We start from the raw sequence: 26,352 nt of genomic DNA on the forward strand, positions 1-26,352 counted from the left end.
CAGGAGTGAGCGTCAAGAGCTGGCAGGGCGCTGATCACTCTGCGGGCCAGCGCCTTCCTTCTTGCTGTGCTACTGGCAACGGCCGTCGGCCCCCGATGTCCGGCCGCTTTCAGACGGCGCTGATCGGCGCCGGGTTCTCCGGGAGCTGCCAGCTGCCGCCGCGGTCCCCCTTCGAAAAGCGCGCGGCGAGATCGGGAACGTGCAGGAAGCAGGCCAGCGCGGTGGCGGTCTGGAAGGCGTCGATCGCACGCTGGGTCATCGGCATGCCCAGGCGCAGGAGACGCGGATTCACTTCGCCCTGGATCTCGTCGACGAAGGGCCGCAGCACGCTGTCGTAGTTCGCCAGTGCGGTCGGCAGGTCGCCCGGGTGCCGGTTGATCTCGCCGGCCAGGACGTAGGCGCCCACCAGGCCGCCGGAGATGCCCATGCCGCTGTAAGGGGAAGCGCAGTGGGCGGCGTCGCCGGCAAGGACCACGCGGCCCCTGGACCATGTGTCGGTTCGGACCTGGACGATCTCCTGGGAGTAGAAGAAAGGGCTCGACTGCATGCCGTCGATGAAGCGCGCGGTCTGCCAGCCCGCGTCGCGGAACCTGCTCGCCCAGAACTCCCGCTGGCGCGCGACGGGTTCCCGGTGGATCGCCGAGGCCTCCTCGGACTCCTCCCGCATGACGAAGTACACCTGGGTCTCGGTCGGGTTGTGGCTGCGGCGCATGATCTGACGGCCGCCCGGGACCATGTAGGTGTCCCGGACGTTGGTGTCGGACGCGATGCGCGGGATGAACCAGTAGGCCATGTGGATGCCGACACGCCAGTACGGATCGAAGCCCTCCGGGAGGATCGCCTGCCGGATGCGCGATCCCTGCCCGTCCGCGCCGACCAGGAGGTCGAACTCGCCGGAGGACCCGTCGGAGAAGTGCGCGACGACCTTCTGTTCGTCCTGCTCGAAGCCGTCCATGCTCACGCCGAAGAGGTACTCGGTGTCGTCCTTCGACGCGTCGTGCAGGATGCGTACCAGGTCCCCGCGCATGATCTCGTACTCGGACGTGAGGGTCTGCCGGCCCTGGCCGGAGGTGTTGGCCATGATCGTCGCCCTGGCCCTGCCGCGCGCGTCGACGAAGGCGACTCCCGCTTCGTCCACCAGCTTGCCGCGCACGGCGTCAAGAAGCCCCATCCGCTCGACGGCCTCGATGCCCTGCCCCCGGAGGTCGACCTGCGCCCCGGTGGCCCGCAGCACAGGAAAGCGTTCGACGACCGTCACCCTGTGTCCGCCGCGCGTGAGCCAGAAAGCCAGCGCCTGGCCCGCTATCCCGCCACCGGCAACAAGGACCCTCAGGGGGCGCGCTCCCGATCCGTTGACCATACCCATCACTCCCAAAATCTATCAGTGAATGATTCTTCTCCAGAGTCATCTATCGGTGATAGATTTGTCAATGTGACCAAGGTGAACCGCGAGATCGTCGTCTCCGAAGCGCTCGACCTGCTCGACGAGGTCGGGCTGGACATGGTCAGTACGCGGCGGCTGGCGAAGCGGCTGGGTGTCGAACAGCCCTCGCTCTACTGGTACTTCCGCACCAAGAAGGACCTCCTCGCCGCCATGGCGGAGGCAGCCATGGCACCGCATGCGGCCACCCCGCTGCCGACGCCGGACGACGACTGGCGCGACTGGTTCCTGGACAACACGCGAAGCTTCCGGCGCACCCTGCTGATGCGCCGGGACGGCGCACGCCTCCACGCAGGCAGCACCCCCGCCAGCGACCTCGACCGGATCCGTCACAAGATGGACTTCCTGGTCACCTCCGGAGTGCCTGAGCGGGATGCACAGATGGCGATGCTGGCCTCCGGCCGTTTCACGGTGGGCAGCGTCCTGGAAGAACAGGCGGACGCCGGACCCGGCGACGGCTCGGATCCACCGGCGGACATGCCTGCGATCGACCACGAGGCGGCATTCGAGGCCGGCCTGACCCTCATCCTGGACGGCCTGGTGCACCGCACCGCGGCACGGACCGCCTCCCTGTCGGTAGACGGTGGCACCCTCAAGTGATCAATGCACCACCCACGGATGATCATGTGATCGTGGAGGCACAGGTGCGTGACTACGGGTTTTCACCGGCTCAGCAGGATGAGATCTGGAGACGCTGGCGCGAGGGGCAATCGTTCAGCTTGATCGGGCGGGCACTCGGGGCACCGATGCAGAACGCCCGTCGTTTCCTGCATCAGAGCGGCGGCGTCCGCCTCAGCCCGCAGCAGCGATCAGAGCGACATCTGAGCGGCAGCGAGCGCGAAGAGATATCCCGCGGCATCGCCGCCGGGGAATCGGCCCGGCAGTTGGCCAAGCGGCTGGGCAGATCCCCTTCGACCGTCTCCCGCGAGATCGCCCGCAACGGAGGCCGGGACCGCTACCGTGCCGCATCCGCCGATGAAGCCGCCTACGCGCGCGCGGGCGCCGACCCAAGCAGGCCAAGCTCGCCCAACGACCGGATCTGCGCGCCCTGATGGAGGCGAAGCTGGCTCTGTGCTGGTCTCCCGATCAGATCGCAGGGTGGCTGCGACGCCAGTTCCCTGGTGACACCGCCATGCGGATCTCGCACGAAGCGATCTACCTTTCGCTCTACGACCCTCGTCGCCGCCAGGCAATCGACCGCAGCCTCACTCAGCACCTGGGGTCAGCCCGGCCCGTGCGCCGCCCGAAGATCGCCCGTCGCCCTACCGGGCGGGGCATCATCCGCGGCATGGTGTCCATCACCGCCCGCCCCGCCGAGGTCGAGGACCGGAAGGTCCCAGGTCATTGGGAGGACGACCTCGTGATGGGCACCAGGCCCTCGGCGGTCGCCACGCTCGTCGAGCGCACCAGCCGCTACACGACCATCGTCGCGCTGCCGGACGGCATCAAGGCCGAGCAGGTCACCCCGCACCTCACCAGGAGCCTCCTCGGCATCCCACCCCACCTGCGGCGGACGCTCACCTGGGACCGCGGCCGGGAGATCGCCGAGCGCCGGGCCATCACCACCGAGACCAGGATGCCGATCTACCTCTGCAAGCCGCGGAGCCCGTGGCAACGCGGCACCAACGAGAACACCAACCGGCTGCTTCGGCAGTACCTCCCCAAGGCGCCGACCTCCGCACGTTCAGCCAGGCCGACCTGGACGCCATCGCTCACGAACTCAACCACCGTCCGCGCAAGACCCACGGCTATCGCACCCCGGCAGAGGTCTACGCTGACTTCCTGAACAGCGGTGATGCGCTGACCGCTTGAGCTCGCCCTTCACCGGGGTGACACCCACCGCCGTAGCCGCTGCGCCGTGGCTCGCCATCGATGACGTCGCGTGGCCGACCTCGTTCGCGGACCTGACACCGTCTACGTCTCCGATCCGTCAGATTCCGGGGAAGTGAGCTGAGGTCCCACGAGAGACGAGGCGTCGTCTCTCAGAAGCTGTGCCAGAACCCGGAAATTTGTGACGCTCCGTGAGTCGTGGCTCATTCGGGACGCGTCAGGAGACATGAAGGGCCGGGAGATTTTCGGCCCTTCATGGTGTGGGGGGTCGTGTGAGCTTGATGCCTGGCCGCCGCGGCCGTGCGCCGGGCGGAAGTGGCTGCCGTCCTGCACGGACGCGGGCGCGGGTACGGTCAACGCGATACACGGCGGGCACGGCGCCAGGCGCTTTGCCAATGGCGCCAGTGGTCCGCGCCGTTGACACCGACGGCCCCCGCCACGGCGATGATGGACACCAGCCCGAAGATCCAGGAGAGGGTGAACCCGACGAGGATCGCCATCCCCGCAAAGCTCACCCCGCTGTACGCGGCGACCAACCGCTCGGCCAGTTCGGTGTACCGAATGGACCCCTCGATCAGCAGCACGTTTCCGTAGTGCAGTACGAACCAGCCGCCGACCAGGATCAGTCCGAGATAGATGAGTGTCCAGAGCGGCCATGGTTCGTACAGTTCCTCCCACCGGTGGTGCACGCTCTCCTGCCAGGCCCACACAATGCCCTGCGATTCGGCGACGACGACCTCTGAGCTGTGCCGCTCACTCCAGTTCGGCCCGATCTGGAACGTCGGCTCCGAGGCCCCGTCGAGATACACGTACAGCACGGACAGGCCGCCCCAGTCCTCCCGCTCGCTTGTTTTCGTGATGGCGGCGGTCCGCACAGGCAGGCACTGCTCGACACCACGCTCGGCGATACACGCCGACACGACCTGTTGCTGGTGCTCGCGGTGGTGCGCCGGCCCGATGCGCCAGGAGCCCAGTCCCACGAGAACCAGCCCGAACACGATGCCGGCGACCCACCATGAACTGCCGTTGTCTCGCCAGCGCATTTGGCAAGTAGAACAACGAAAGGCGGAACCGTACAGGTGGTAGCGGATCCGCTGTTCCTGGCCCTTCGTCGCACTGCGGACCTGGAGTCCGCCGAGCGGCCCTCCCTCGACCAGAGGGACCGTAGGGCGCGGCCAGTGCAACGACTGAACGTCCACCGCCTGCGGAGAAGGCGGCCCGGTTCGGCCTGCCAGCTGCTGCAGCCTGGCGAACGAACTTGCTCACCAGTCACAGACGGTCACCGATCAAGGGATATGGCACAGCTTCTCAGCCCGGATGAGAAGCGGACAGCACAAACGAGAACGGGTGGGAATCCGACAGGACACCGGCCGGGGGGCTGACGCTCGTAGTCCGACGACCCCGGTGACAACAAGCTGCCTTGGTGACAACTACCGCGCTTCGGCACAAGGAGGGGATGGGCAGATCGCTTTCCGTCGGCGTCATCAGTAGTCCAGGTCGAGGTAGTCGATGTCGTTGATCTCGACGTCGCTGAGGCCCTGTGCGCGCACGCCGCCGTCCTGGAAGTAGATGTCCTTGAAGCCTTCGGCGATGATCGCGCGCATCTCCTGGTCGCCGGCTCCCTGGTCGCGGGCGTCGAGAGGCGCTGTGCGTAGGCCGGGGGGAGGTGGACGGTGAGGCGGCGGAGGCGGCCGTCATCGGTCGTGCCGACGGGTGCGGTGTAGCCGAAGCGGGCCCGCGTCTCCACCGTGACGCCCGTGGTCGTGTCTGCCTGCCAGCGGCGGCGCTTGCGGACCCGGGGCTGCCAGCGCTGCCGCACGGCCTCGTCGACCTTCGACGCGACCTCGGGCGGCGGGTTCTTACGAGCACCGCGCCGGTAGCGGTGGACCGAATCGGCGGTGACACCGAGCTCCACCGCCACCGCCTTCGCACTGCCCAACTGCCGGATCAGGAAGCCGATCCGGCCCTTCAGCGTCCTGGGGGCTCCTGGGTGAACGACTCGCGGTCGGCGCGTTCGATGGCGTCTTCGATCTCTCCCGCCACGGCCCTACTCCCCTTCGCCAGGACGGCGTCGCCGCCCTTGATGTGACGGGCTGGGTTGAGGCCCTGCTCCATCAGGTCGACTGCCCACAGCATCGTCTGGACACCCTCCAGTTTCGCCAGGCCCGGGGTGGGGCCGAGGCGGAACCCGCCGGGCTGCGGCTTGCCCGAGGCCGCGTAGGGGAGGAAGTCCAGCGGGCTCTCCCCCGGTGAGGGGTAGACGACGCAGTCGGACAGCACCGCGAGCGGGAACAGGCCCGTCATCTTTGCCATGTTGGCGAGCTTGCGGTGCATGTTCACCCGGGCCTTGCTGATGACCGCGGCGCGGATGTCGGGGCGCCAGGTCGGGCGTTCCAGCGCCGGCCACCGCTCCCCCTGCTGGTCGGCCTTGCCCTGCGGGCGCTCGCGCAAGCGCGAACAGGAACGTCGCCACATGCTCCAAGACAACGACGGTGACCAACTGGAGACCTGAGCTGGAGATTCGTCGGTGGTCGACGGTCGTCCGGGCCCGAAGATTCCGCTGATCGATCGTGCGTGGTTGTTTCGCGGCGGGGGCCGACGGGGACCCGGACGGCACGCCGCCGGAACGCGGGGCTCAGCCTGGCGGGCCGGCGGCACCACCGTTTCACCCGCACCGGGTGAACGGCCCACAGGGGGCATGCCGGAGCCACGGGCCCCATGCACCAACTCCCGGGAGTCAGGCTCTGTGCGCCGTCCCGTCACCGCCGTGCTGCGGTCATGCCGCTGCCGCGGCACCGAAGGAAGCAATCATGAAAGCCGCGATATATGAAGGACCGCGAACGGTCACAGTGAAGGACGTACCGGACGCGAAGATCGAACATCCCTGCGACATCATCGTCAAGATCACCACCACCAACATCTGCGGTTCGGACCTGCACATGTACGAGGGCCGCACCTCGTTCGAGTCCGGCCGCACCCTGGGACACGAGAACATGGGCGAGGTCGTGGAAGTCGGCACGGCCGTCCGCAAGGTCCAGGTCGGCGAGTATGTGGTCCTGCCCTTCAACATCGCCTGCGGCTTCTGTAAGCAGTGCGAGCGGGGCCTGACCAACTACTGCCTGACCATGCAGCCGGAACCGGCCCTCGCCGGAGCCGCCTACGGATTCGCCGACATGGGCCCCTACCAGGGCGGCCAGGCAGAACTGCTGCGCGTGCCCTACGGCGACTTCAACGCGCTGCGTCTGGGCGAGGACGCCGCCGAGCGGCAGACCGACTACGTGATGCTCGCCGACATCTTCCCCACCGGTTATCACGCCACCGAGATGGCCCACGTCAAACCGGGCGACCAGACGATCGTCTTCGGGGCCGGTCCCGTCGGGCAGATGGCAGCCTACTCCGCCCTCCTCAAGGGCGCCGGCCGCGTCTGGGTGGCCGATCACCAACCCGACCGGCTGCGCAAGGCGGAGGAGATCGGCGCCATTCCGATCAACACCGCCGAGCAGAATCCGGCGGAGGTCGTCAAGGAGGCGACCCTCGGTCTGGGCGCCGACAACGGCTGTGAATGCGTCGGCTACCAGGCACACGACCCCGAGGGACACGAGGACGCCAGCCTCACGCTCAACGGACTGATCGACTCGGTCAGGTTCACGGGCGACATCGGTGTGGTCGGCGTGTTCCTGCCCGAGGACCCCGGCGGTGCCGAAGCCCAGGGGGAACTGGAGGCGCAGGGCAAGGTCCCGATCGATTTCGGCATGATGTGGTTCAAGGGCCAGCACATGGGCACCGGGCAGGCGCCGGTGAAGAGGTACAACCGGGCGCTGCGGGATCTGATCGCCGGCGAGAAGGCCAAGCCGAGCTTCATCGTCTCCCACGAGCTCAGCCTGGACGAGGCCCCCACCGCCTACGAGCACTTCGACGCCCGTGACGAGGGCTGGACCAAGGTGGTCCTGCATCCGAACGGACACGGGAACGGCGCCAAGCGGTGAGGGACCCGAGGACCGCCGTCCCGCCTGCTCCCCCCGGACCGGTCCGGCCCGCGGGTGGTGATCCGTTCTCACCCCCACCCGTTTCTCACCCCCACCCGTTCTGGGGCCGAGTGGTGTGCGATGAAGATCCGCAGAACGACCGTGATCGCGAGTCGATCCGCCGGCGCGTCCGGGCCGACCGCGCCAAGTGAGCGATCGGCTTGGTGGAGGGCAGGTCGGTCATCCAGTAGCCGGTCGACTCGTCGGCTTCCGCGGGCCATTCGACCAGCAGTGTCCGCAGTGGACGGCTCACCTGACTCTGTGGCTGGACCCGGCGGAGCCTGGCGCTCCTGCTCGGTAGGGAACGGCTCAGACGATGGCGACGCCTGTCTGTGCGGTCGGAGTGCTCCGCTCGGCCGTCGTGTTCAGGTGGTCCAGGAGTGCGCGGGCGCCCCGGACGGCGAGGGCGACGGAGGTCAGTGTGGGGTTGCAGGCGGTGGCGGTGGGGATGACGTTGTTGCCGGCGACCCACAGCCCGCGGGTGCTCCAGACACGGCTGTGACTGTCGCAGACGCTGGTGCCGTCGTCGACGGGGCCCATGCGGGTGGTGCCCTGGTAGTGCAGTGAGCTACCCGCGGGCAGGAGGACGGGGCTGTCGTCGAGGGGGATGCCGATGGTGGCCCCCGCGGCGGTGACGGCCTTCTTGGCCTGCTCGATCGTGTCCAGGTCACGGTCGCTGTAGCGGTAGTGGATGCGCGGGGCGGGCAGCCCGTAGGCGTCGGACTCGCCGTCGGTGAACTCGACTCGGTCGTCGGAGGAGATGTCCTTGGCGCAGAACCAGCCCAGGCCGACGACGGTACCGGGCTCGACGTCGGTGTCGTCGGCGAGCGGGACGGGGGAGGCGTCGAGTTGCATCACCTGGCCGTGGAAGGGGTGGGCGTCGGAGTACGGCACCCAACTGACACCGCTCTGGGGGATGATGGCGCCGTCTTCGTCACGGGTGCGGCCGGTGACGGCGCGGTGGCCGGCGACTACGTCGTCAGGCAGTCGGACGGCGTAGACGATCTGAGGCTGGTCGTTCAGGTAGCGGCCCAGGGCGGGCGGGCGTATGCCGGAGGCGTGCAGCAGTTGCGGCGTGCGCAGGGCATCCGCTGCCACGACGACCGCCCGCGCGGTGACGGTCTTCTCCTCGCCGGTGACGAGGTCGCGCACGACAACTCCGGTGGTGGTGTCCCCGTCCAGGACGACGCGCAGGCCCAGGCACCGGTCGGCGATCTCGACGCGCTCGTCCGCTGCCGACCCACCCAGGATGACGTCAGTGCCGCTCCAGGTATGGGCACCGTCGGAACGGGTGGTGACGGCCAAGGGCATGGGGGCCACGCGCCGGTGGGCGGGCCGGCCGGGGTCAAGGAGCGCGGACAGCCGGCGGCGTACCTCGTCCGCGAAGGGCGCTCGGTCGAAGGCGTGGGCGGTGACGTGCAGGAGCTCTTCGGCGCGGGTGAGGTGGGCGTCCATTTCGGCGTCGGGGATGAAGCCGATGCGTTCGCCGTCACCGGGGCGGGGGCAGGCGCCGGTCCAGTGTGCGCCCATGCCGCCGACGTTGGTGGACAGGGCGGCGGCGGGCAGCTGGAGCGAGCCGAGCAGCCGGGTGCCGGGGCGGCCCGCCGGGCCGGGGCCCTCGGAGTCCCGCTGGGCACGTGCGCGGTCGTCCGGGTCGGGGATGTTCTTGACGTGGGTTCCGGGCGGATCGGTCAGGCGCGGGCCGGCGTCGAGCAGCAGGATGGTCGCGGTGGGGTGCTGTTCGTACACCTCGCGGACGTAGGCGCTGCCGGTGGGGCCGCTGCCGACGACGACGAGGTCGTAGGCGGTGGCCGAGGGGAGGGACATGGAGTGCTCCGGGATGGGGAATCAGGCGACGACGAGGGGGCGCAGGGTGTGATGGGCGATGGTCAGGCCCTGGCAGACCTTCTCCGGGGTGCCGCCCCACAGCGGGTCCTCGTGCTCGACGGAGAGGGTGCCGGTGAAGCCGGCCTCGTAGAGGCGGTCGACGACGCGGGTCCAGTCGACCTGGCCGCGGCCGGGGACCCGGTAGCGCCACCAGCCGGTGGCCCACGGGTCGCCGTTCTTGGCGGTCGTGCCGAAGACCCCGTAGCGATTGCGGGCGACCGGGTCCAGCTCGATGTCCTTGGCCTGGGCGTGCACGATCCGGCCGGCGTACGGGGTGATGGTGGTCAGCGGGTCGATGCCGAGCCACATCAGGTGGGAGGGGTCCCAGTTGAGGTACAGGCCGAGGGAGAACATCCATTCCCACAGCTCGGGCGAGTAGGCGATGTTGCCCGGGTGGCCGTCGGGGTGCCAGCCCTCCATCACGCAGTTCTCGATGAGCAGTTTCACGCCGCGCTCGCCTGCGTACTCGATGAGTTCGGGCAGGACGCGTTCGGCCTCACGCTGGTTCTCGGGCACGCTGCGGGCCGGGTCACGGCCGATGAAGGTTCCCACATGCGGTACGCCGAGCGCTTGTGCCGTGTCGATCGCGTGCTTGAGGTGGGCCCGGATCTGTTCGCGTCGTTCGGTGTCGGGGTGGAGGTTGTTCTCGTAGTACGCCAGTGCCGAGATGTCGAGCCCGGTCTCCTGCAACAACCGCTGCACGTGCTCGCGTTCGCGGGCGTCGAAGTGGGTGACGTCTATGTGTGAGGCTTCGAAGGCGCGGCCGCCGGTGCCGGGCCAGACTGCGACCTCAAGTCGCTCGTAGCCGGTCTTCGCGGCCCAGTCGGCGATGCGCTTCAGCGGCCAGGTGGGCAGGCAGGCGGTGAGCATGCCGAGCTTCATGGGTGGATCTCCGTCCAGGTGGCGTTGGCGGCGGCCGAGTCGAGTACGGCCTGGGTGAGCCTGGTGGCACGCAGCCCGGCGTCGAAGGTGGGCAGGCCGTCGGGGGCTTCGCCCCGGACGGCGGCGTAGGTGTCGGCGACGAAGTCGGCGAAGCACTCGTGGTAGCCCTGGGGGTGTCCGGCGGGCAGGGCGTCCGGCCGGCCTCCGGCGCGGGCGGGGTCGCGTGTCAGGGCGCGGTTGGTGTCCGGGCCGCCGACCCAGAGGCTTTCGGGACTTTCCTGGTCGAAGACGTAGCTGGCGTCGGGGCCGTCGAAGGAGAACCACAGCCGGTTCTTGCGTCCGGCGCTGGCCTGGCTGATCACCAGGGATCCCAGGGCCCCGCCGTCGGTGCGGAAGGAGATCACGCCGCCGTCCTCGGTGGCCGACGGGCGTCCGGCGCGCACGGGGTGGGCGGTGCCGAGCGTGGCTTGGACCGCCGTGATGCGCTGCTCGGTGACGAACTCCATCAGGTCGCACCAGTGGATGCCGATGTCGCCGAAGGCCCGGCTTCCACCGCCCTGGGCGGCATCGACCCGCCAGTTGTCGGCGTCGGGCGAGGCGAGCCAGTCCTGGAGGTAGGAGCCGTGCAGCAGCCACGGCCCGCGGTCGGCGGCGGCGATCAGCGAGCGCGCGAGCCGCACCGATGCGTAGAAGCGGTAGACGAAGGGCACGGTGGCCACGCGACCTGTGCTCGCGGCGAGGTCGGCCAGCTCGGCTGCCTCTTTCACGGAGAGGGCCAGGGGCTTCTCGCAGATCACATGCTTGCCGGCCTCCAGCGCCTGCCGGGCCATGTCGTAGTGCAGGTGGTTGGGCGTGCAGATGTGGACGACGTCCACGTCGGAGGCCAGCACCTCCTCGAATCCGGCGGGTTCGGCGCCGGGGATGGTCCCGGCCAGCTCCCGGGCGCGTCCTGGCGAGCTAGCGGCGACCAGGCGTACGCGGCCGCTCGCCGCTGTCACGGCGCGGGCGTGGACGGATCCCATGAAACCCGTGCCCACGATCGCGGCCTGTATCTGCTGCGTCATGGCAGCCTCCCGCTTCTCCGGTACGAACACTGCGAGACACTATTGCACGTGACATGCAAAAGTCGTCAAGGGTGTGCTCGCCTGCCGCGGAAGTGCGAAAGGATGGCGGCATGTCACGTCGACCGCCCACCGCCATCGATCAGTACGAGGCTCTCTCCACCGTCGTGCGCCTGGTGCGCCGCAATCGGGCGCGCACCCGACCGGAACTCGGCGTGACCGCGCTCCTGGGGCGCACCGTCATCTCCCAGCGGGTGGAGGAGGCGATGGATCTCGGGCTGCTCGAGGACGCCGACACCGGCCCCTCGAGCGGTGGCCGGGCGCCCAGGCGGCTGCGCTTCAGGGCCGAGGAAGGGCTCGTGCTGTCCGCCGTCCTCGGCGCCGCCGCGCTCGACGTGGCCGTCACGGACCTCGACGCCGTCGTGCTGGAGCACCGCCACCTGGAATGGCCCGTGGCCCGAGGCCCCGAGGAGACCCTCGGCTTCCTCGACGAGCAGTTCGCCGACCTGCTCAAGGAGCGGGACCCGGGACGGCTGTGGGCCGTGGTGATCGGCGTTCCCGGCCCCGTGGAGTTCGCCACCGGCCGGCCGTCGCAGCCGCCGATCATGCCCGGCTGGGACGGGTTCGACATCCGCGGCCGGTTGCAGGACCGGCACGGGGTGCCGGTCTGGGTCGACAACGACGCCAATCTGCTCGCCCTCGGCGAGGCCAGGAGCACCGGCCTGGACGACGACCAGCACCTGATCTTCGTGAAGGCCGGCACCGGCATCGGCGCCGGCCTGGTCACCCGGGGCAGCGTCCACCGCGGCAGCAAGGGCGCCGCGGGCGACATAGGGCACGCCCGGGTCCTGGAGGACAACTCCGTGATGTGCCGGTGCGGTCGCACAGGCTGCCTCGAGGCGCTCGCGGGCGGCTGGGCGCTGGCCCGGGACGCGGTGAGCGCCGTGCACGAGGGCCGCAGTCGTTTCCTGGCCGACATCCATCACGCCACGGGTGAGATCACTCCGGCCGATATCGGCCGCGGCGTCGTGGCGGGGGACGCCTGGTGCCTGACCGCCGTGGCGCGGGCCGCGGAGCGCATCGGCAGCCTGATGGCGGCGCTCGTGAACTTCTTCGACCCGGACTACCTGGTCTTCGGCGGCGGCGCGGTCACCGGCGGGGACACCTTCCTCCGTGTCGTCGACCACACGGTGCGCAGCCGGGCCCTTCCGCTGGCCGCGGCGGACCTGACCATCCGGGCGTCGCAGGCCGGTGACACGGCGGGGGTCGTGGGCGGGGCGCACCTTGCCGTCGAGGCCCTGCTGTCCGCGGACGCGCTCGCCGCGTGGGCGCCGGGAGGTGCTCCCTCCGCGGTGGAACCCGCCCGCCTCGTCGGCGGGCTCTGAGGCGGCGGCTGCCGCGGGCGGTGGGGTCGTCCGCCATCGGCACTGTCTGTGTCGGACATATGGATACCGATGAACCATTGACTTATGTAGATGACGTGCATAAGTTCCGTGGGCAGCGAGCGGACTCCGGACGAGCTCCGCCGCGGTCCCCGGCAGCCGCCCACAGTCCCCCACCCTGCGTGTGTCGTGGCGGCGTGCCCTCTGCCTCCCGAAGGGACTCGACGATGAGTGCCGTGCCCTCCCCTGCCACTGCTGTGACCACCGCATCCCCCGCTCGGCCGTCCCCGCCCTCCAAGGCCGCACAGTTCGGTTACGGCCTCGGCGACCTGGCGTCCAACCTCACCTGGACCACGCTGACGGCGTTCCTGCTGTACTACTACACGGACGTCGCCGGCCTGGCCGCCGCCACCGCCGGCACCATCCTGCTGGTCGGCCGGATCGCGGACGCGGTCATCGACCCGGTGGTCGGCCTGGCCGTCGACCGCACCCGCAGTCGCCTCGGCCGCGCCCGCCCCTACCTGATCTTCGCCGCACCCGTCCTCGGCATCGCCTTCGCCCTGGCGTTCTCCTCGCCCGGCAGCGGTACCACGGCCACGGTGTGGGCGGCGGCCACCTTCGTCGTCGTCGGCATCAGCCACTCGCTCGTCAACGTCCCTTACGGCGCGATGCTGCCCATGCTCACCGACGACGCCGACACCCGCCTGAAGATGAGCGGCTACCGCTTCGTCGGCGCCTCGCTGGGGCTGATCGCCGTCTCCCTCGCGGTCATGCCGCTCGTCGGTGCCCTCGGCGGCGCCGACCGGGCCCGTGGCTTCACCGGTATGGCCCTCGTGCTCGGCGCGGTCGGCACACTGCTCTACTGGACCGTCGCCCTGCTGTGCCGCGAACGCCCCGCCGCACCGGTCGCCCGTGAGGCCACCACCTGGCGCGCGCTGGCGTCGCTGCGCGGCAACCGTCACTGGCTGGGCGTGAGCGCCGCGTCCCTCATCGCATTCGTCCGCCTGGGCATCGTCACCGCCGGTGCCGTCTTCTATGCCCGCGAGGTCCTCGACAACGCGTGGGCCACCAGTTACATCCTGCTCGCGTTCTCCCTGTCGGCCCTGGTCGGTTCCCTCGTCACCCCCTGGTTCCTGCGCCGAATCGGCAAGCGCCGCGGCATCAACATCGGCCTCGCCGCCACCGCGGCCCTCTACGTTCTCCTGTTCTTCCTGAACGGACAGCCGATGGTGTTCCTCGCCGTCTTCCTGTTCGCCAACCTGATCGGCGGCTTCGGCTTCGTCGCGGCACCGGCGCTGGTCTCGGACACGATCGACCACCACGAAACCCTCACCGGCCGCCGTGACGAGGGCCTGCTGTACGCCGGCTACAGCTTCGCCACCAAGGTGGGAACGGCCCTCGGCGGCTCCCTCTTCGCCTGGGCCCTGGCCTGGGGCGGATACCGAGCCGACCATGTCTCCGCGCAGGCGACCCAGGCCATCGAGTGGGCCTTCGTCGCACTCCCCGCCGCGCTCTGCCTGGTGCAGGCGGCCTGCATGGCCCTCTATGGCCTGGAAGACCGCAAGCACTGACCCTGCAGTCACTCCCTCCCCACAGCATCCAGTCACGAAGGACGACCATGCTCGAACGCCCGCTCATCCAGCAGCGCGGATTCCGCAACATCACCGACGGCACCGCTGTCACGGGCTTCCAGCTCCTCCTGCGCAACCCCAACTACCGAGGGATCGCCGGCAGCCTCGTCGACGGCGCCGACGTGATCGTCGACGGACACCCGTTCCCGCGGGAAACGCAGCGCTGGACACTTCAGGGCCGCACGTTCACCCTCGACGAACTGCGCGCTTCCACGGACGTACGGTGGCAGCTCGACGAGCCCGCCACGCTCACCGTCGACCATCCGGGTGGCCTGAGTGCGGGCATCCACCGGATCGAGGTCGCGGTCCATCTGCGCCGGCCCTACATCCCCGAGGTCGCCGGACCCTCCGTGTTCCGCGCCGCCACCACGGCCACGATCGTGCCTGACCAGGACGGCGCCGCCCACGGGCTGCGCTACGCCGTCTCGCTCTACAGCTACTCGGGCGACCTGTACACGTCGATGACGCTCCAGGACGCCATGGCCGACATCGCGGACCTGGGAGCCACCGGCATCGAGATCCTCGGCGAAGGCAACCTCCCCGGCTACCCACACCCCGACCCGCACTGGATCGACACCTGGCACCGGAACCTGGACCGGTACGGGCTCACGCCGACGAACTACGGCTCCTGGGTCGACACCGCCATGTGGCGTGACCGCGACCTCACCGCCGAGGAGGGCCGTGCACAGCTCGAACGCGACCTGCGCCTGGCCAAGCTGCTCGGCTTCACCTCGATCCGCCCCAAGTTCGGCGTCGTCACACCCGAACTCGACCCGCACCCCCTCTGGCAGCCCGCCGTGGAGCGGGTCCTCGACCTCGCGGCCGACCTCGACGTCGTCATCTGCCCCGAGATCCACAGCCCCACTCCGATCAAGCACCCGGTCACCCAGGCATATCTCGACTTCATCGACCGAACCGGCAGCGACCACTTCAAGCTGCTCATCGACACCGGCATCTTCCAGACGGCTCCGGTCGACGACGGCCACGAAGGCTTCGAGGGCAAGAAGCGCCCGGCGTTCCTGGAACCACTGGCCGTCCCCATGTCCGACCTCGCCGACGTGCTGCCGCACGTGCACTTCATCCAGGCCAAGTTCTTCGAGATCGACGACCGGCTCACCGACCTGCACATCCCCTGGCACGACATCCTCGCCACCCTGCGCACAGCCGGCTGGCAGGGCTGGCTCTCCAGCGAGTACGAGGGCCGCCGCGAGCCCGGTCGAGGGCGAGACCAGGTCCGCCGCCAGCACGCCCTGCTCCGGTCCCTGAACGGCCGCACCGACCTGGGGTGACATTCGGGAGGCCGCCCCCATGGGCACCACCGACGACGGACGCTACCGCCACCTCACCGTCCAGCTCCTGCCCCCTACCCAGCGGCTCTTCGACGCTCAAGGACAAAGGGCCCGGTGTCGTGCTCCATGGGCGCGAAGTCGATCTCATAAAGGTCAAGGTGTTCGTAGCCGTCCATGATCAGGGCAACGTCACAGACCGCCGCCAGGACACGGCAGGACAACCCCTGCAGCGCCGGCCTGCAGTAGCCCGCCAATTCCCGGACGGCATACTCGGCCTCTACGGGTAGGCCTGGTTCAGCACCCAGATCGCCCAGACGATCACGGCCAGCGACAGCACAACGGCCGTCGTACCGAGTGCGACTCCCGCCCGCGCCCGAGAGGGAGTCACCTCCTCCTGGCCCCGCGCCCTGCGCAGCGCGACAAGGCCGCAGACGACCGCACCGATCCCCGCGGGCACGATGAAGTACACGGGAAAGAACCGGACCCCGTTCGGAACCCAGGCAGGCAGAAACGGGCACACCATCATCGCGACGGCGGCAGCGCCCAGCACAAACGACGTCGTACCCCACGGCTGCTGCCGCACCGTCAGCCCTTCACGCGACCCGGCTGTCTGCTCAACGGAACTCATGCTCCGGATGCTAGGCAGCGGGTACCGTGCTCCGCTTGGGCGCGAGTACCTAGATCGTCCTGAGTAGCCCGCAGTCGACGATGCTCGGTCAGCGTTGGGCGCACCGGCGTGCGGCGGGCGGGGTTGAGGCCCTGTTCCGTCAGGGCGACCGCCCGCAGCATCGCCGGGGTCGGTCGGGGCGTACTCACGGGCGGCTACCCGATCCAGACGACATCCAGGACGGAAAGGCTTCGGGTCAGCGGGTTGATCACGTAGACGACGGACAGCTGTCCGATGGAGGCGGCGCGGACGTCCTCACCTTCCGGGTCCCTGCGTTCCACTGGGGCCAGCCCCACGGGGAACGCACGGCGATGTCCAGGACGCCGCGGACCATCTCCTTGGCGGGCGCGGGGAGCTCGGTGAGCACCTTTGCCGCCTGCGGGGACAGGCGCACCGTCCACGGCTGAGCGGTCACCGGCGGGTGCCGAGGACGTCGTCCAGGTCCACGAAGCCGGACTCGTCACGGCCGGAGTCCATGTAGGCGTCGACGGCCGGGGCCGCGGCGACACGCAACTGCCAGGTACGCACGACGTCGTGCAGCGGGGTGAGGCTGTAGAAGGCCGGCACCCAGGTGTCGGCGCGGCGGTCGGCGCGCAGCTGTGCGAGCAGCTGGGCGGCGGCGGCCGGGGCCGGCGGGGCGGGGGCTTGGTCGGGCTGCGCGCTCATCGGCACCTCCTGGCAGGTCCTCCCGCCACGGTACGCGCGACGAGAAGCTGTAGGGGCGGTGTGCCGAAGCACGATAGGGGAGGTCACGGGCGCCTCCCTGTGGCGTGGAGGGGCTTCTTCAGGCCTGCGGCGAGGCCGCTGCGGATTAATCTGCTCGATACTCAGCTCCTGGCCCGGGCGGGCCGCGATGCCGCAGGGCTGCACGCAAGCGGCGAGGCGCCGCGACAGGAGCGTGCCACGCCGTGGTCCCCATCGCGCCGGCCGGTGGCGCACCTGATCATCTTCACGTCGTCCAGGAACAACAGGTACCGCGGCACACCTGGCCGCCGAGGCCCTGGTGCGCGGGGTGACGGCCGGGCAGGCTAGTTTGCTCGGGTGAGTCTCCTTGATGATGTAGCTGAGCGCGACGGCTGGCGCTGCTGGGTGTGCGACGAGCCGGTCGACCCCGACAAGTCGGTGAACGACGCGCAGGGACCCAGCGTCGACAGCCGGACCGCCGACCGGAAGGCCAAGGTCGCCGAGCGGCTCGCGCACCGCGGGTGCAACACCCGCAAGGGTGCGGTCAAGGCGGTCATCGCCTGGCCGGACCGCCTGTACGTGGTCGAACCTGCGCCGCTGCTCGCCGTTGCCGCGAGACTGGAGCGCAAGGGGGGCCGCGAGATGGTGGGCCGTTGTCCGACCAGGCAGGACGCCCAAGAAGCAGCGGACTGGCTGGTGGACCGCTTCTCCCGCCTGGTACCGGGACTGCCGGTGACCGCCGGCATCGAGGCGGGCGGCGGCCAGTTCCTCGTCATCCTGGCAACCGGCCGCCGCTGACCGGCGATCGCCGTACTCCCTGCGCTCAGCACCGGGCCGACACCGCTGCCGCTGCCGCTGCCGTGGCCAGGATCCGGTGCAGGACGGGTACCGGGATCGCCGGGTTGGTGACCGCCACGCTTGACGTGTCGCGGTCGTGCAGCAGCCCGGCCAGGACGCGGGCCGGCAGCCGTGGATTGCGCATCGCGGCCCAGCGGACGTGGTCCGCCGGGTCGTCCAGCAGCCGCACCGCGTCGGCCGGAGGCAGCCGGAGGTCCTCGGCCGCACGGCGGCGCACCTCGGCTTCGGGGTCGCGGGCCAGGTGTGCGACGTCGGCCGACGTGGACTCCGGATCGTCCAGGGCCAAGCGGCGCATCCGCCCGTCGGAGTCGTCTGCGTGGCGCAGCAGGCCCGTACGGGGGAAGTTGGGGTGGCTGCGGGGGCGGTCGGGGTGGCTGAAGCTGCCGTCCCACCACCGCCAGACCTCCAAGAGCAGGTCGGCCGGCGCGCCGTCGCACGATTCGGCCAGGAACAGGCGGACCACCCGGTCCTCGTCCCGCGCCAGACGCTCCACGACGTCCGGTGGGAGATGCCGGGCACGGGCCACACTGCGGCGGATGAGCGGATGGGACGACGCGGCCAGGCGGCGCATCGCGTCGGCGTCACCGTGCAGGTCCGCGACCCAGGGCAGGGTGCGCGACATCGACGTCGGGTCGAAGCTGTAGCGCACCAGGGCGCGCTGCTCCTCGGTGAGATCGGGGCGCAGTGCCACCGCGGAACGTATGTCGTCCAGGGAGTCCTTCGCCAGGACGGCGATGCCGTGCGGGCCCAGGCCCGGGTTGGCGGCAAGCGCCCGGCGCACGTCCGCGTCCCCGTCCGCGACCGACTCCGCCTCCAACTCGGGCTCGAGGCGGCACTGTTCGAGGGCGCTCCGGGGCGTGGGCAGCGCGTCGAAGACCTCGCGGGGCATGGGGATGCCGGTGTGGTGGGCCAGTAGCGCCGCCGTGCGCACCGCGTCGTCGGTGTCGGCCAGCAGCCGCTTCCGCAGTGGCGCGGCGAGGTCTTCCCACCGAGCGCAGGCAGCGGTCCGTACCCGGGAATCGGCGTCGTCCGCGAGGCTGGGGAGGTGGTGTGCGGGGAGCCCCCGGAGTCCGGCGGCCTGGGCGCGGGACGGGCCGGCGAGGAGGTCGTCGTACAGGTCCCCGGGGAGTTCGACGCCCCAGGCGCCGGCGTGCTCGGCCCAGTGCACGCGCCGGCTCGGCGACGGTTCGGCGCGGATCAGGCGTACCCATTGTTCGGGCGTGAGCTTGGGCCGGAAGGTGTCGGCGGGCCTCGAGCGCACCCGCGGATCGGGGTGCGCCACGGCGGCGTCGAGTACGGCGGGCCGGTCGCAGTCGTGCAGGAACCCCTCCGCCACATCCAGCAGCCGGATCAGCAGCTCGTCCGGCGCGGCCGGATTGGAGCCGATCCCCTCCGCCCAGTGCAAGGGCCAGGCCGGCCGACCGGGTACCGCCGCCCACACCTCGGCGCGCTCGGCCTCCGTCTCGCGCCCGGCGGCCGCGGCCGTCTCCTCCAGCCGCTCCGGCAGCCGGTCGAGGGCCGTCACCCGAGGCCCGCCGCCGCCGGGCACCTCCGCCAGCAGCACGTGCCCGTCGAGGGAGAGCGCCACGAACCCGGGGGCTCCGGTCAGCCCCGGCACACCGGCGCCGACGTACCGCACCCGGGTCCACCAGGAGTCGTTGCCCCCGATCCGATGCCCGAGGACAACCACCAGGAACTCGCCGTCGACATCGCAGAGGCGGCGCCACCACGCGGCGTCGAGCGCTTCCCGGGTTGCACCGTCCGGCGCCCCGATGCCCCGCGCGATCCGCCAGCCGGCCTCCGGCGGGAACAGGCTGCCCGGGCGCACGTCCTCGACGACCGTGAGCCCGGCGCGTGCGAGTGTCTCGCGGAGTTCCTCTCGGTGCTGCACGCGATCATGATCCCCGCCGCCTCACGGCGGGACAAGGCCCTCGGTCCGGGCTCTCGGTCCAGGCGCGCGCCGAAGCCGGCCGGCGGGAGAGTGTTCCCGTCGCCGGAGTCCTGCTGGCACCGGGCCACGTCGAGGGCGAGCGGCACGGAGGCCTCATGCGGGATGCGCGTGGGCACCGTCCTGCTGCGCCGGGACACGGCTGCCGCGCCCACGCGGTGAGGCCTCCGGCCGCCCCGGTCGGCGTGAGCCGGTCATCTGATCGGCAGTCCACCACGGCTGTACCGCCGGTCCCCACCACAAGTACGCGACCCGGCACCGCTTGAAGCGCGGTACCGGGTCGTCGTCGTACGGGGTGGCTTCCGTCAGCGGGCGATGTCCGTCATGCCCCAGAAGACCAGCACTTCCTGGATCAGTCCTTCGCCGTTGACCTGGATGACGTCCACGCAGTTGATCTCCATGCGCGGGCCGTCGGACCTGCCGAGCTGGGCGAGTCGTCCGACCAGCGGCAGTGCGACCCGGAGGCCGTCCTGGGCCGCGACGATCGGGCCGACGGTGATCTCGGCGTTGGCCTCGATGACCTGCGCGATGTACTCCCCGACGGCCTCGCGCCCGAGCTTGGGCGGTCCGCCGACGGGGTCCTCCATGCGGACGTCGGGTGCCAGCAGCTCCAGCACCTTGTCGAGATCGCCTGCGTTGAGCCGGCGGAAGTACTCCTCCACGACCTCCTTGCGCGTGGTCTCGTCGAGGAGCTCCACTCCTTCCACCGCGCTCCAGTTGGCGACGTTCTTCCCGGCGAGAGCGTCCCCCAGGACCGCCACCGGGTTCGCCTCCAGCCAGTAGTGGTCGCGCCGGAAGGGGTAGGTGGGCAGCTCCACCGACCGCCCCTGGGCGCCCACGGCGGTCAGCGTCTCCCGCCAGCCGACGGTCACTCCGTCGACGTGTGCCCGGGCCAGTACCCGCATCAGGCCGGTCACGGCCCCGGCCGATCCGGCGGGTACACCGTCCGGGAGGCCGACGAACACGCCGTGGACGCGCGGCGCCCGGCCGCCGTCCGCCGTCGGCACGTCCACGGGGGTCTCCTCGTCCAGCCAGTGCCCGGGATCCAGCAGCCGTTCGGCGTCGAGCGGCTCGTCGGTCAGGGCGGACACCAGGCGGAGCCGTGCCGGGTGCGACGCGATGTTCTTCGCCGTCCGGCCGAACCCGTCGAGAGCGGCATCCCGATCGGCCGCGCCGTCACGCAGCCGCGCCACGGCCACGAGGAGGGCGGCGGCGTCCTCGATCCCCAGGACCCCGGCGGCGTGCGCCGCGCTGATCTCCCCCAGGCGGAGCCCCGCCGCGACCTCCGGTGTCACGCCCAGCCGCGGCAGCGCCCGGGACAGTGCCGTCTCGTGGGCGAACGCGACGCAGGCGGCGGCCACCGCGTCGGCGGCAGAGTGAACGCCGAGGGCGAACTCCTGTACCGGACGGCCCAGTCGGGCGCAGGCGTCGAGGTGGACGCACGCCTCGTCCAGTGCGTCGGCGAAGTCCGGCAGCGCTTCGTACAGCTGCCGTGCGGCGGGAGCCGGGGTGTCGGGCAGCGCCTGGCCGGCGAAGACGAACGCGGTGCGCGCCGTGGCCCCGGCCTCGCCCCGGAGGGTGCGGCCCAGGAGGTCTCCCTGCTCCAGATCCGCGAGCCCGCCCAGCAGTTCCTCCCGGTCGACCGCGAACAGTGCGGCCCGGTGCTCGAACGCCGAGCGCGAGGTCGCCAGGGACCAGGCGAGGTCCGTCGGTTCCGCCTCGGGGTGTGACTCCACGAACTCGCGCAGCCTGCGGGCCTGTTGGCGGACACCGTCCGGTGTGCGGGCGGACACCAGCAGGGGTACGGCGGCGGTCCGGCCGTCGGTGCCGACCGCGGGTTCCGGCGTGCCCGCGTCGGGCAGCCAGGCATCCTGTTCGAGGATGATGTGGGCCTTGGTGCCGCTGGCGCCGAAGGAGGAGACACCGGCCCTGCGAGGCCGTCCGGCCTCCGGCCACGGCGTGTTCTCGGCCAGCAGCGAGACGGCGCCGGACGCCCAGTCGACCTGCGGTGTCGGCGAGTCGGCGTACAGGGACCGGGGAAGCAGTCCGTGGCGCATGGCCAGCACCATCTTGATGACGCCGACCAGGCCGGACGCCGCCTGCGGGTGGCCGATGTTGGTCTTGACCGTGCCGAGCCACAGCGGCCGGTCCTCCGCCCGGTCCCGGCCGTAGGTGGCCAGCAGCGCCTGGGCCTCGATCGGGTCGCCGAGCGGGGTGCCGGTGCCGTGCGCCTCCACCGCGTCGACCTCGTCGGGCGACAGCCGCGCGTCGGCCAGGGCCTGGCGGATCAGCCGCTGTTGGGACGGGCCGTTGGGGGCCGACATGCCGTTGCTCTCGCCGTTGTGGTTGACGGCGGAGCCGCGGACCACCGCGAGGACCGGGTGGCCCAGGCGGCGCGCCTCGGAGAGCCGTTCGATCATGACCATCGCGGCTCCCTCACCCCAGCCGGTGCCGTCGGCCTCGGCGGAGAACGCCTTGCAGCGGCCGTCCTCGGCCATGCCGCCGAGGTCGGGCACGCCCATCGGGCTGGACAGCACGGTGACACCGCCGACCAGCGCCGTCGAGCACTCCCCGCGACGCACCGCCTGGCACGCCTGGTGCAGGGCGACGGCCGAGGACGAGCAGCCGGTGTCCACGGTGAACGTGGGGCCTTCGAGGCCGAGGAGGTAGGCGATGCGGCCGGAGGCGAACGTCGGGGTGACGCCGGTGCCGAGGAAGGGCTTGACGTCCTCCGCGATGCGGTTGGAGCCCGCCCAGTACGGCTGGAAGAACGTGCCGACGTACACGCCGGTGGAGCTGCCTCGCAGGGTGTGCGGGTCGATGCCGGCCCGCTCGATCGCCTCCCACGACATCTCCAGCAGCAGCCGCTGCTGCGGATCCATCGCCAGCGCCTCGGCCGTGGAGACGCCGAAGAAGTCCGGGTCGAACTCGGCCGCGGAGTCGATGAATCCGCCCGCGCGCAGCCAGCGCCCCCCGGGCATGTCCATCCCGAGTTCCCGCAGCCGCTCGACCGCCTCCCAGGCCCGGTCGGTCGGCAGCTCGGAGATCACGTCGCGGCCTTCGACGACGACGCGCCACAGGTCGTCGGGGCTCTCCACGCCGCCGGGCAGCCGGCAGCTCATGCCGACGATGGCCACGGCGTCGTCACCGACGGCGGCACCGCCGGCCGGGCCGTCGAGGCCGGCGGCGGCCGGCTCCTGCGCTTCGCCCAGCACCTCGGCGCGTATCCGGCGGGCCAGCGCGGCGGGCGTCGGGTGGTCGAAGACCAGCGAGGCCGGCAGGCGCAGCCCGGTCGCCTCGTTGAGCCGGTTGCGCAGTTCCACCGCGCTCACCGAGTTGAACCCGAGCTCCTGGAACTGCCGGTCCTGGTCGACCGCGTCTCCGGAGTCGTGGCCCAGCACGGTCGCGGCCTGGGCACGCACCATCTCCACGAGGAGGCGGTGCTGCTCGGCGGGAGCCAGGCCGGCCAGTTGTTCGGCGAGGGCCGAACGGGACTCGGAGTTCGCCTCGTGGCCCGCGTCGGCGGCGCGCAGGATCCTTGCGGCTTCGGGCAGTTCGTCGAGGAGGGGGCGCGGACGTGCCGCCGTGAACACCGAGACGAAGCGGTCCCAGTCCATGTCGGTGACGGAGAGGGTGGTCTCGTCGCGGTCGAGGGCCTGGTGCAGTGCCGTGATCGCCAGGTCCGGGTCCATGGCCTTCAGGCCCAGGCGTCGCAGCGCTTCCTCGACGCCGGGCTGACCGGCCACCAGTCCCTGTCCGCTCCACATGCCCCAGGCGACGGAGGTGGCGGCGGCGCCGCGCGCCCGGCGCTGCTCGGCCAGGGCGTCGAGGTAGGCGTTCGCGGCGGCGTAGGGTCCCTGTCCGGCGCCGCCCCACACGCCGGCGTTCGACGAGAAGAGGACGAAGGCGTCCGGCTCGCCTTCTCCCGCCAGCAGTTCGTCCAGTGCCGCGGCCCCGCCGGCCTTCGCGCCCAGGGTCTCGGCCAGGTCGGCCAGGCCCGCGTCGGCCAGCGTGGTGAACCGGCCCGCGACGCCGGCGGTGTGCACGACCGCCCGCACCGGTGTCCCCTCGTCGCGAAGCCGCCGCAGCAGCGCGGCCAGGGCGTCCCGGTCCGACGCGTCGCAGGCGACGATGCTCACCCGGGAGCCCACCCCCTGCAGTTCCTCCCGGAGTTCGGCGGCACCGTCCGCGTCCGGACCACGCCTGCTGGTCAGTACGAGGTGCCCCGCGCCCTGCGCGGCGAGCCATCGGGCCACATGGCCGCCCAGACCGCCGGTCCCTCCGGTGATCAGCGTCGTGCCGTCGGGCCGCCACTCGCGTACCGGCGGGGTGTCCTCCAGCGGCGCACGGGTCAGGCGGCGTACGAAGGCGCCCGAGGGGCGCAGCGCGAGCTGGTCCTCGTCACCCGGCTCGGCCAGCAGGGCGCGCAGCCGTCCCGCCGACCGCGCGTCGACGGTTTCGGGCAGGTCGACGAGGCCGCCCCAGCGGTCCGGGTGCTCGAGTCCCGCGACTCGGCCCAGACCCCACACCTGCGCCTGAAGCGGCCGGGTGAGGTGATCGACGCCGCTGACGGAGACGGCGCCCTGGGTGGCGCACCACAGGGGTGCCTCGATGCCGGCGTCGCCCAGTGCCTGGAGCAGCGTGAGGGTCGCGCCGAGCCCGGCCGGAACGCCGGGATGCCGGGGCAACGGCGTCTCGTCCAGGGCGAGCAGCGACAGCACCCCGTCGATCTGCGCGCCGTCTGTGCCCAACTCCTGTGCCAGTGAATCACGTTGGAGCGCTGTCGGGTCCAGTACGACCGTCCGGACCTCGGCGCCGCCGTCGCGCAGCGCGTCGGTCGCCGCCGTCACCCACGGATGTTCCTGGTGGGCGGCGGGAGCGATCACCAGCCATGTCCCGGTAGGTGTGGTGTCGGAGCGCGGGGAGATCTGTGCGGGACGCCAACCGACGCGGTAGCGCCAGGAGTCGACGACCGAGTGTTCCCGGCGTTGCCTGCGCCAGGAGGCCAGGGCAGGTACCAGGGTCTCCAGGGCGGGCCGGGCGTCGGCGGTGTCGAGGGTGCGGGCGAGTTCGTCGAGGTTCTCGCTCTCGACCGCCTCCCAGAAGCGGGTGTCGGCGGCGTCGGCCGGCAGAGCGTTCGGGTCGTTCTGTTCCGCAGCCGTGCTCTCGAGCCAGTAGTGCTTGCGCTGGAAGGCGTAGGTCGGCAGATCCACCCGACGACCCCCGGGCAGCACACTCGCCCAGTCCACCTCCACACCCCTGACGAACGCCTCCCGGACCGCGTCGTTGCGCCGAGTCGGATGCCTCTCGTAGCNTCGAGCCAGTAGTGCTTGCGCTGGAAGGCGTAGGTCGGCAGATCCACCCGACGACCCCCGGGCAGCACACTCGCCCAGTCCACCTCCACACCCCTGACGAACGCCTCCGCCACCGAGGTCAGGAAACGCCCCATACCCCCCTCACCCCGACGCAGCGAACCCACCACCGCACCCGGCACATCCCCCGCATCCACCGTCTCCGAGATCCCCGTCGCCAGCACCGGATGCGCACTCGACTCGATGAACACCGAGAAACCCTCATCCAGCAACGCACGCGTCGCCTCCCCGAACCGCACCGGCCGACGAAGATTCTCAAACCAATACCCCGCGTCCAACCGCGCCGTGTCGAGCCAGTCACCCGTCACCGTCGAAAAGAACGGCACCCCCGAAGACACCGGAACAACCGGCGCCAACAACTCCCCCAACTCCTCCCGAATCAAATCCACATGAGCCGAATGCGACGCATAATCCACCGCAACCCGACGCGCCCGCACCCCCAACCCCTCACACACCACCACCAACTCATCCAACGCATCCGCATCACCCGACACCACCGTCGACCCCGGACCATTCACCGCCGCAACACCCACACGACCCACCCACCCGGCCAGCAGATCCTCCGTCCGCTCCCGCCCCGCCGCCACCGACACCATCCCACCCAACCCCGACAACCGCCGCAACGCCCGACTCCGCAACGCCACCACCCGCGCCGCATCACCCAACGACAAACCACCCGCCACACACGCAGCAGCAATCTCCCCCTGCGAATGCCCCACCACCGCAGCCGGCACCACCCCCACCGACCGCCACAACTCCGCCAACGACACCATCACCGCAAACAACACCGGCTGCACCACATCAACCCGCTCCAACAACCCCACCGACCCCACACCACCACCCAACACATCCCGCAACGACCACTCCACAAACGGAGCCAACGCCGCCTCACACTCCCCCAACCGCTCCGCAAACACCGGCGACGACTCCAACAACCCCACCGCCATCCCCACCCACTGCGACCCCTGCCCCGGAAACACCAACACCGGCCGCACACCACCCCGACCCACACCACACACCACACCCGGCGCGGACACTCCCGAGGCAAGCGAGKCAAGACCGGCCACCAACTCGTCCCGGCCCTYGCCCAGCACCACCGCCCGGTGCTCCAGCACCGACCGCGAACCGACCAACGACCACCCCACATCCACCGGATCCAGCTCCGGCCGCACACCGACGAACCGGGCGAGCCGATCCGCCTGGGCAACGAGACCGGCGGCACTGCGCGCCGACGTCACCCATGGCACCACCTCGACCGGAGACCGCTCGGCAGCCGGCTCGGCAGCCGGAGCGGCGGTGGTCTCGACGGTGGGCTCGGGCGCCTCCTCGATGATCACGTGCGCGTTCGTCCCACTGATCCCGAACGACGACACACCGGCGCGGCGCGCACGCCCC

18 protein-coding genes and 5 pseudogenes are annotated in these 26,352 nt (G+C 70.9%); 10 read left to right on the plus strand and 13 right to left on the minus strand.

Annotated elements, in window-relative coordinates:
• Positions 1 to 109 precede the first annotated feature (109 nt).
• Entirely contained in the window at positions 110 to 1,366 is a 1,257-nt protein-coding gene (locus ASD48_RS23675; protein ID WP_348983225.1) for an FAD-dependent monooxygenase, read from the minus strand.
• A 66-nt stretch (positions 1,367 to 1,432) separates the two neighbouring features.
• On the opposite strand from ASD48_RS23675, the gene ASD48_RS23680 reads away from it, so the two are divergent.
• The 4 genes and pseudogenes from ASD48_RS23680 to ASD48_RS45410 form a co-directional block, all read left to right on the plus strand.
• Positions 1,433 to 2,041 (plus strand): TetR/AcrR family transcriptional regulator C-terminal domain-containing protein, encoded by a 609-nt coding sequence (locus tag ASD48_RS23680; protein ID WP_057603709.1) that lies wholly within the window; start codon positions 1,433 to 1,435, stop codon positions 2,039 to 2,041.
• A complete protein-coding gene (locus ASD48_RS45400; RefSeq protein ID WP_242432708.1) occupies positions 2,038 to 2,493 on the plus strand; it encodes a helix-turn-helix domain-containing protein in 456 nt (151 codons plus the stop codon). The genes ASD48_RS23680 and ASD48_RS45400 overlap by 4 nt, the downstream gene beginning before the upstream one ends.
• Positions 2,493 to 3,227 (plus strand): IS30 family transposase, encoded by a 735-nt coding sequence (locus tag ASD48_RS45405; protein WP_242432709.1) that lies wholly within the window; start codon positions 2,493 to 2,495, stop codon positions 3,225 to 3,227. The genes ASD48_RS45400 and ASD48_RS45405 overlap by 1 nt, the downstream gene beginning before the upstream one ends.
• 34 nt (positions 3,228 to 3,261) lie before the next feature.
• Positions 3,262 to 3,390 (plus strand): annotated as a pseudogene (locus ASD48_RS45410) (AraC family transcriptional regulator); the annotation flags it as partial.
• A 234-nt stretch (positions 3,391 to 3,624) separates the two neighbouring features.
• Here the strand turns inward: ASD48_RS45410 and ASD48_RS23690 are convergent.
• From ASD48_RS23690 to ASD48_RS42305, 3 genes and pseudogenes are all read right to left on the minus strand, one after another.
• A complete protein-coding gene (locus ASD48_RS23690; RefSeq protein WP_057603710.1) occupies positions 3,625 to 4,314 on the minus strand; it encodes a hypothetical protein in 690 nt (229 codons plus the stop codon).
• A 441-nt stretch (positions 4,315 to 4,755) separates the two neighbouring features.
• Positions 4,756 to 5,314: pseudogene (locus ASD48_RS23695) on the minus strand (XRE family transcriptional regulator).
• A 9-nt stretch (positions 5,315 to 5,323) separates the two neighbouring features.
• Positions 5,324 to 5,725: pseudogene (locus ASD48_RS42305) on the minus strand (transcriptional regulator); the annotation flags it as partial.
• A gap of 356 nt (positions 5,726 to 6,081) precedes the next feature.
• Here ASD48_RS42305 and ASD48_RS23700 point away from each other — a divergent pair.
• Complete coding sequence (locus ASD48_RS23700) at positions 6,082 to 7,257, plus strand: glutathione-independent formaldehyde dehydrogenase (RefSeq protein WP_057603712.1); 1,176 nt, start codon at positions 6,082 to 6,084, stop codon at positions 7,255 to 7,257.
• A 348-nt stretch (positions 7,258 to 7,605) separates the two neighbouring features.
• On the opposite strand, the gene ASD48_RS23705 is transcribed toward ASD48_RS23700, so the two are convergent.
• From ASD48_RS23705 to ASD48_RS23715, 3 genes are read right to left on the minus strand one after another with little or no spacing between them, the layout of a single operon-like run.
• Complete coding sequence (locus ASD48_RS23705; protein ID WP_057603714.1) at positions 7,606 to 9,123, minus strand: GMC oxidoreductase; 1,518 nt, start codon at positions 9,121 to 9,123, stop codon at positions 7,606 to 7,608.
• A gap of 21 nt (positions 9,124 to 9,144) precedes the next feature.
• The gene (locus ASD48_RS23710; protein ID WP_057603715.1) at positions 9,145 to 10,065 is read right to left on the minus strand and encodes a sugar phosphate isomerase/epimerase; all 921 of its coding nucleotides are present in this window, start codon (positions 10,063 to 10,065) and stop codon (positions 9,145 to 9,147) included.
• Complete coding sequence (locus ASD48_RS23715; protein ID WP_057603716.1) at positions 10,062 to 11,129, minus strand: Gfo/Idh/MocA family oxidoreductase; 1,068 nt, start codon at positions 11,127 to 11,129, stop codon at positions 10,062 to 10,064. Before ASD48_RS23715 ends, ASD48_RS23710 begins: the two co-directional genes overlap by 4 nt.
• Positions 11,130 to 11,239: 110 nt before the next feature.
• On the opposite strand from ASD48_RS23715, the gene ASD48_RS23720 reads away from it, so the two are divergent.
• From ASD48_RS23720 to ASD48_RS45415, 4 genes and pseudogenes are all read left to right on the plus strand, one after another.
• On the plus strand, positions 11,240 to 12,511 hold the full coding sequence (locus ASD48_RS23720) for an ROK family protein (RefSeq protein WP_057603717.1): 1,272 nt from the start codon (positions 11,240 to 11,242) through the stop codon (positions 12,509 to 12,511).
• Positions 12,512 to 12,765: 254 nt separating this feature from the next.
• Positions 12,766 to 14,079, plus strand: a complete 1,314-nt coding sequence (locus tag ASD48_RS23725; protein WP_057603718.1) for a glycoside-pentoside-hexuronide (GPH):cation symporter — start codon at positions 12,766 to 12,768, stop codon at positions 14,077 to 14,079.
• A 47-nt stretch (positions 14,080 to 14,126) separates the two neighbouring features.
• Positions 14,127 to 15,428, plus strand: coding sequence for a DUF6379 domain-containing protein (locus ASD48_RS23730; RefSeq protein WP_057603719.1), 1,302 nt, complete (start codon positions 14,127 to 14,129; stop codon positions 15,426 to 15,428).
• A 13-nt stretch (positions 15,429 to 15,441) separates the two neighbouring features.
• Positions 15,442 to 15,528: pseudogene (locus ASD48_RS45415) on the plus strand (XRE family transcriptional regulator); the annotation flags it as partial.
• Between the two features lie 177 nt (positions 15,529 to 15,705).
• Here the strand turns inward: ASD48_RS45415 and ASD48_RS23740 are convergent.
• The 3 genes from ASD48_RS23740 to ASD48_RS23750 form a co-directional block, all read right to left on the minus strand.
• A complete protein-coding gene (locus ASD48_RS23740) occupies positions 15,706 to 16,056 on the minus strand; it encodes a hypothetical protein (RefSeq protein WP_057603721.1) in 351 nt (116 codons plus the stop codon).
• A gap of 194 nt (positions 16,057 to 16,250) precedes the next feature.
• Positions 16,251 to 16,376 (minus strand): hypothetical protein, encoded by a 126-nt coding sequence (locus ASD48_RS46020; RefSeq protein WP_282438260.1) that lies wholly within the window; start codon positions 16,374 to 16,376, stop codon positions 16,251 to 16,253.
• Between the two features lie 130 nt (positions 16,377 to 16,506).
• Complete coding sequence (locus tag ASD48_RS23750; RefSeq protein WP_057603722.1) at positions 16,507 to 16,761, minus strand: hypothetical protein; 255 nt, start codon at positions 16,759 to 16,761, stop codon at positions 16,507 to 16,509.
• Between the two features lie 375 nt (positions 16,762 to 17,136).
• On the opposite strand from ASD48_RS23750, the gene ASD48_RS23755 reads away from it, so the two are divergent.
• Complete coding sequence (locus ASD48_RS23755) at positions 17,137 to 17,577, plus strand: hypothetical protein (protein WP_057603723.1); 441 nt, start codon at positions 17,137 to 17,139, stop codon at positions 17,575 to 17,577.
• 25 nt (positions 17,578 to 17,602) lie between these two features.
• On the opposite strand, the gene ASD48_RS23760 is transcribed toward ASD48_RS23755, so the two are convergent.
• From ASD48_RS23760 to ASD48_RS42310, 3 genes and pseudogenes are all read right to left on the minus strand, one after another.
• Positions 17,603 to 19,528, minus strand: coding sequence for a hypothetical protein (locus ASD48_RS23760; RefSeq protein ID WP_057603724.1), 1,926 nt, complete (start codon positions 19,526 to 19,528; stop codon positions 17,603 to 17,605).
• Between the two features lie 362 nt (positions 19,529 to 19,890).
• Complete coding sequence (locus ASD48_RS23765; RefSeq protein WP_206780418.1) at positions 19,891 to 24,834, minus strand: SDR family NAD(P)-dependent oxidoreductase; 4,944 nt, start codon at positions 24,832 to 24,834, stop codon at positions 19,891 to 19,893.
• 66 nt (positions 24,835 to 24,900) lie between these two features.
• Positions 24,901 to 26,352, minus strand: a pseudogene (locus ASD48_RS42310) (acyltransferase domain-containing protein); the annotation flags it as partial.

Origin of the sequence: Streptomyces sp. Root1310 (assembly GCF_001426425.1) — a bacterium.
Classification (GTDB): Bacteria; Actinomycetota; Actinomycetes; order Streptomycetales; family Streptomycetaceae; genus Streptomyces.

Bases quoted from the DNA above. Each gene is read 5' to 3' on its own strand.
- ASD48_RS23675 (WP_348983225.1), bottom strand. From the start codon at position 1,366: ATGGGTATGGTCAACGGATCGGGAGCGCGCCCCCTGAGGGTCCTTGTT.
- ASD48_RS45405 (WP_242432709.1), top strand. From the start codon at position 2,493: ATGGAGGCGAAGCTGGCTCTGTGCTGGTCTCCCGATCAGATCGCAGGG.
- ASD48_RS23690 (WP_057603710.1), bottom strand. From the start codon at position 4,314: ATGCGCTGGCGAGACAACGGCAGTTCATGGTGGGTCGCCGGCATCGTG.
- ASD48_RS23700 (WP_057603712.1), top strand. From the start codon at position 6,082: ATGAAAGCCGCGATATATGAAGGACCGCGAACGGTCACAGTGAAGGAC.
- ASD48_RS23705 (WP_057603714.1), bottom strand. From the start codon at position 9,123: ATGTCCCTCCCCTCGGCCACCGCCTACGACCTCGTCGTCGTCGGCAGC.
- ASD48_RS23710 (WP_057603715.1), bottom strand. From the start codon at position 10,065: ATGAAGCTCGGCATGCTCACCGCCTGCCTGCCCACCTGGCCGCTGAAG.
- ASD48_RS23715 (WP_057603716.1), bottom strand. From the start codon at position 11,129: ATGACGCAGCAGATACAGGCCGCGATCGTGGGCACGGGTTTCATGGGA.
- ASD48_RS23720 (WP_057603717.1), top strand. From the start codon at position 11,240: ATGTCACGTCGACCGCCCACCGCCATCGATCAGTACGAGGCTCTCTCC.
- ASD48_RS23730 (WP_057603719.1), top strand. From the start codon at position 14,127: ATGCTCGAACGCCCGCTCATCCAGCAGCGCGGATTCCGCAACATCACC.
- ASD48_RS23740 (WP_057603721.1), bottom strand. From the start codon at position 16,056: ATGAGTTCCGTTGAGCAGACAGCCGGGTCGCGTGAAGGGCTGACGGTG.
- ASD48_RS23750 (WP_057603722.1), bottom strand. From the start codon at position 16,761: ATGAGCGCGCAGCCCGACCAAGCCCCCGCCCCGCCGGCCCCGGCCGCC.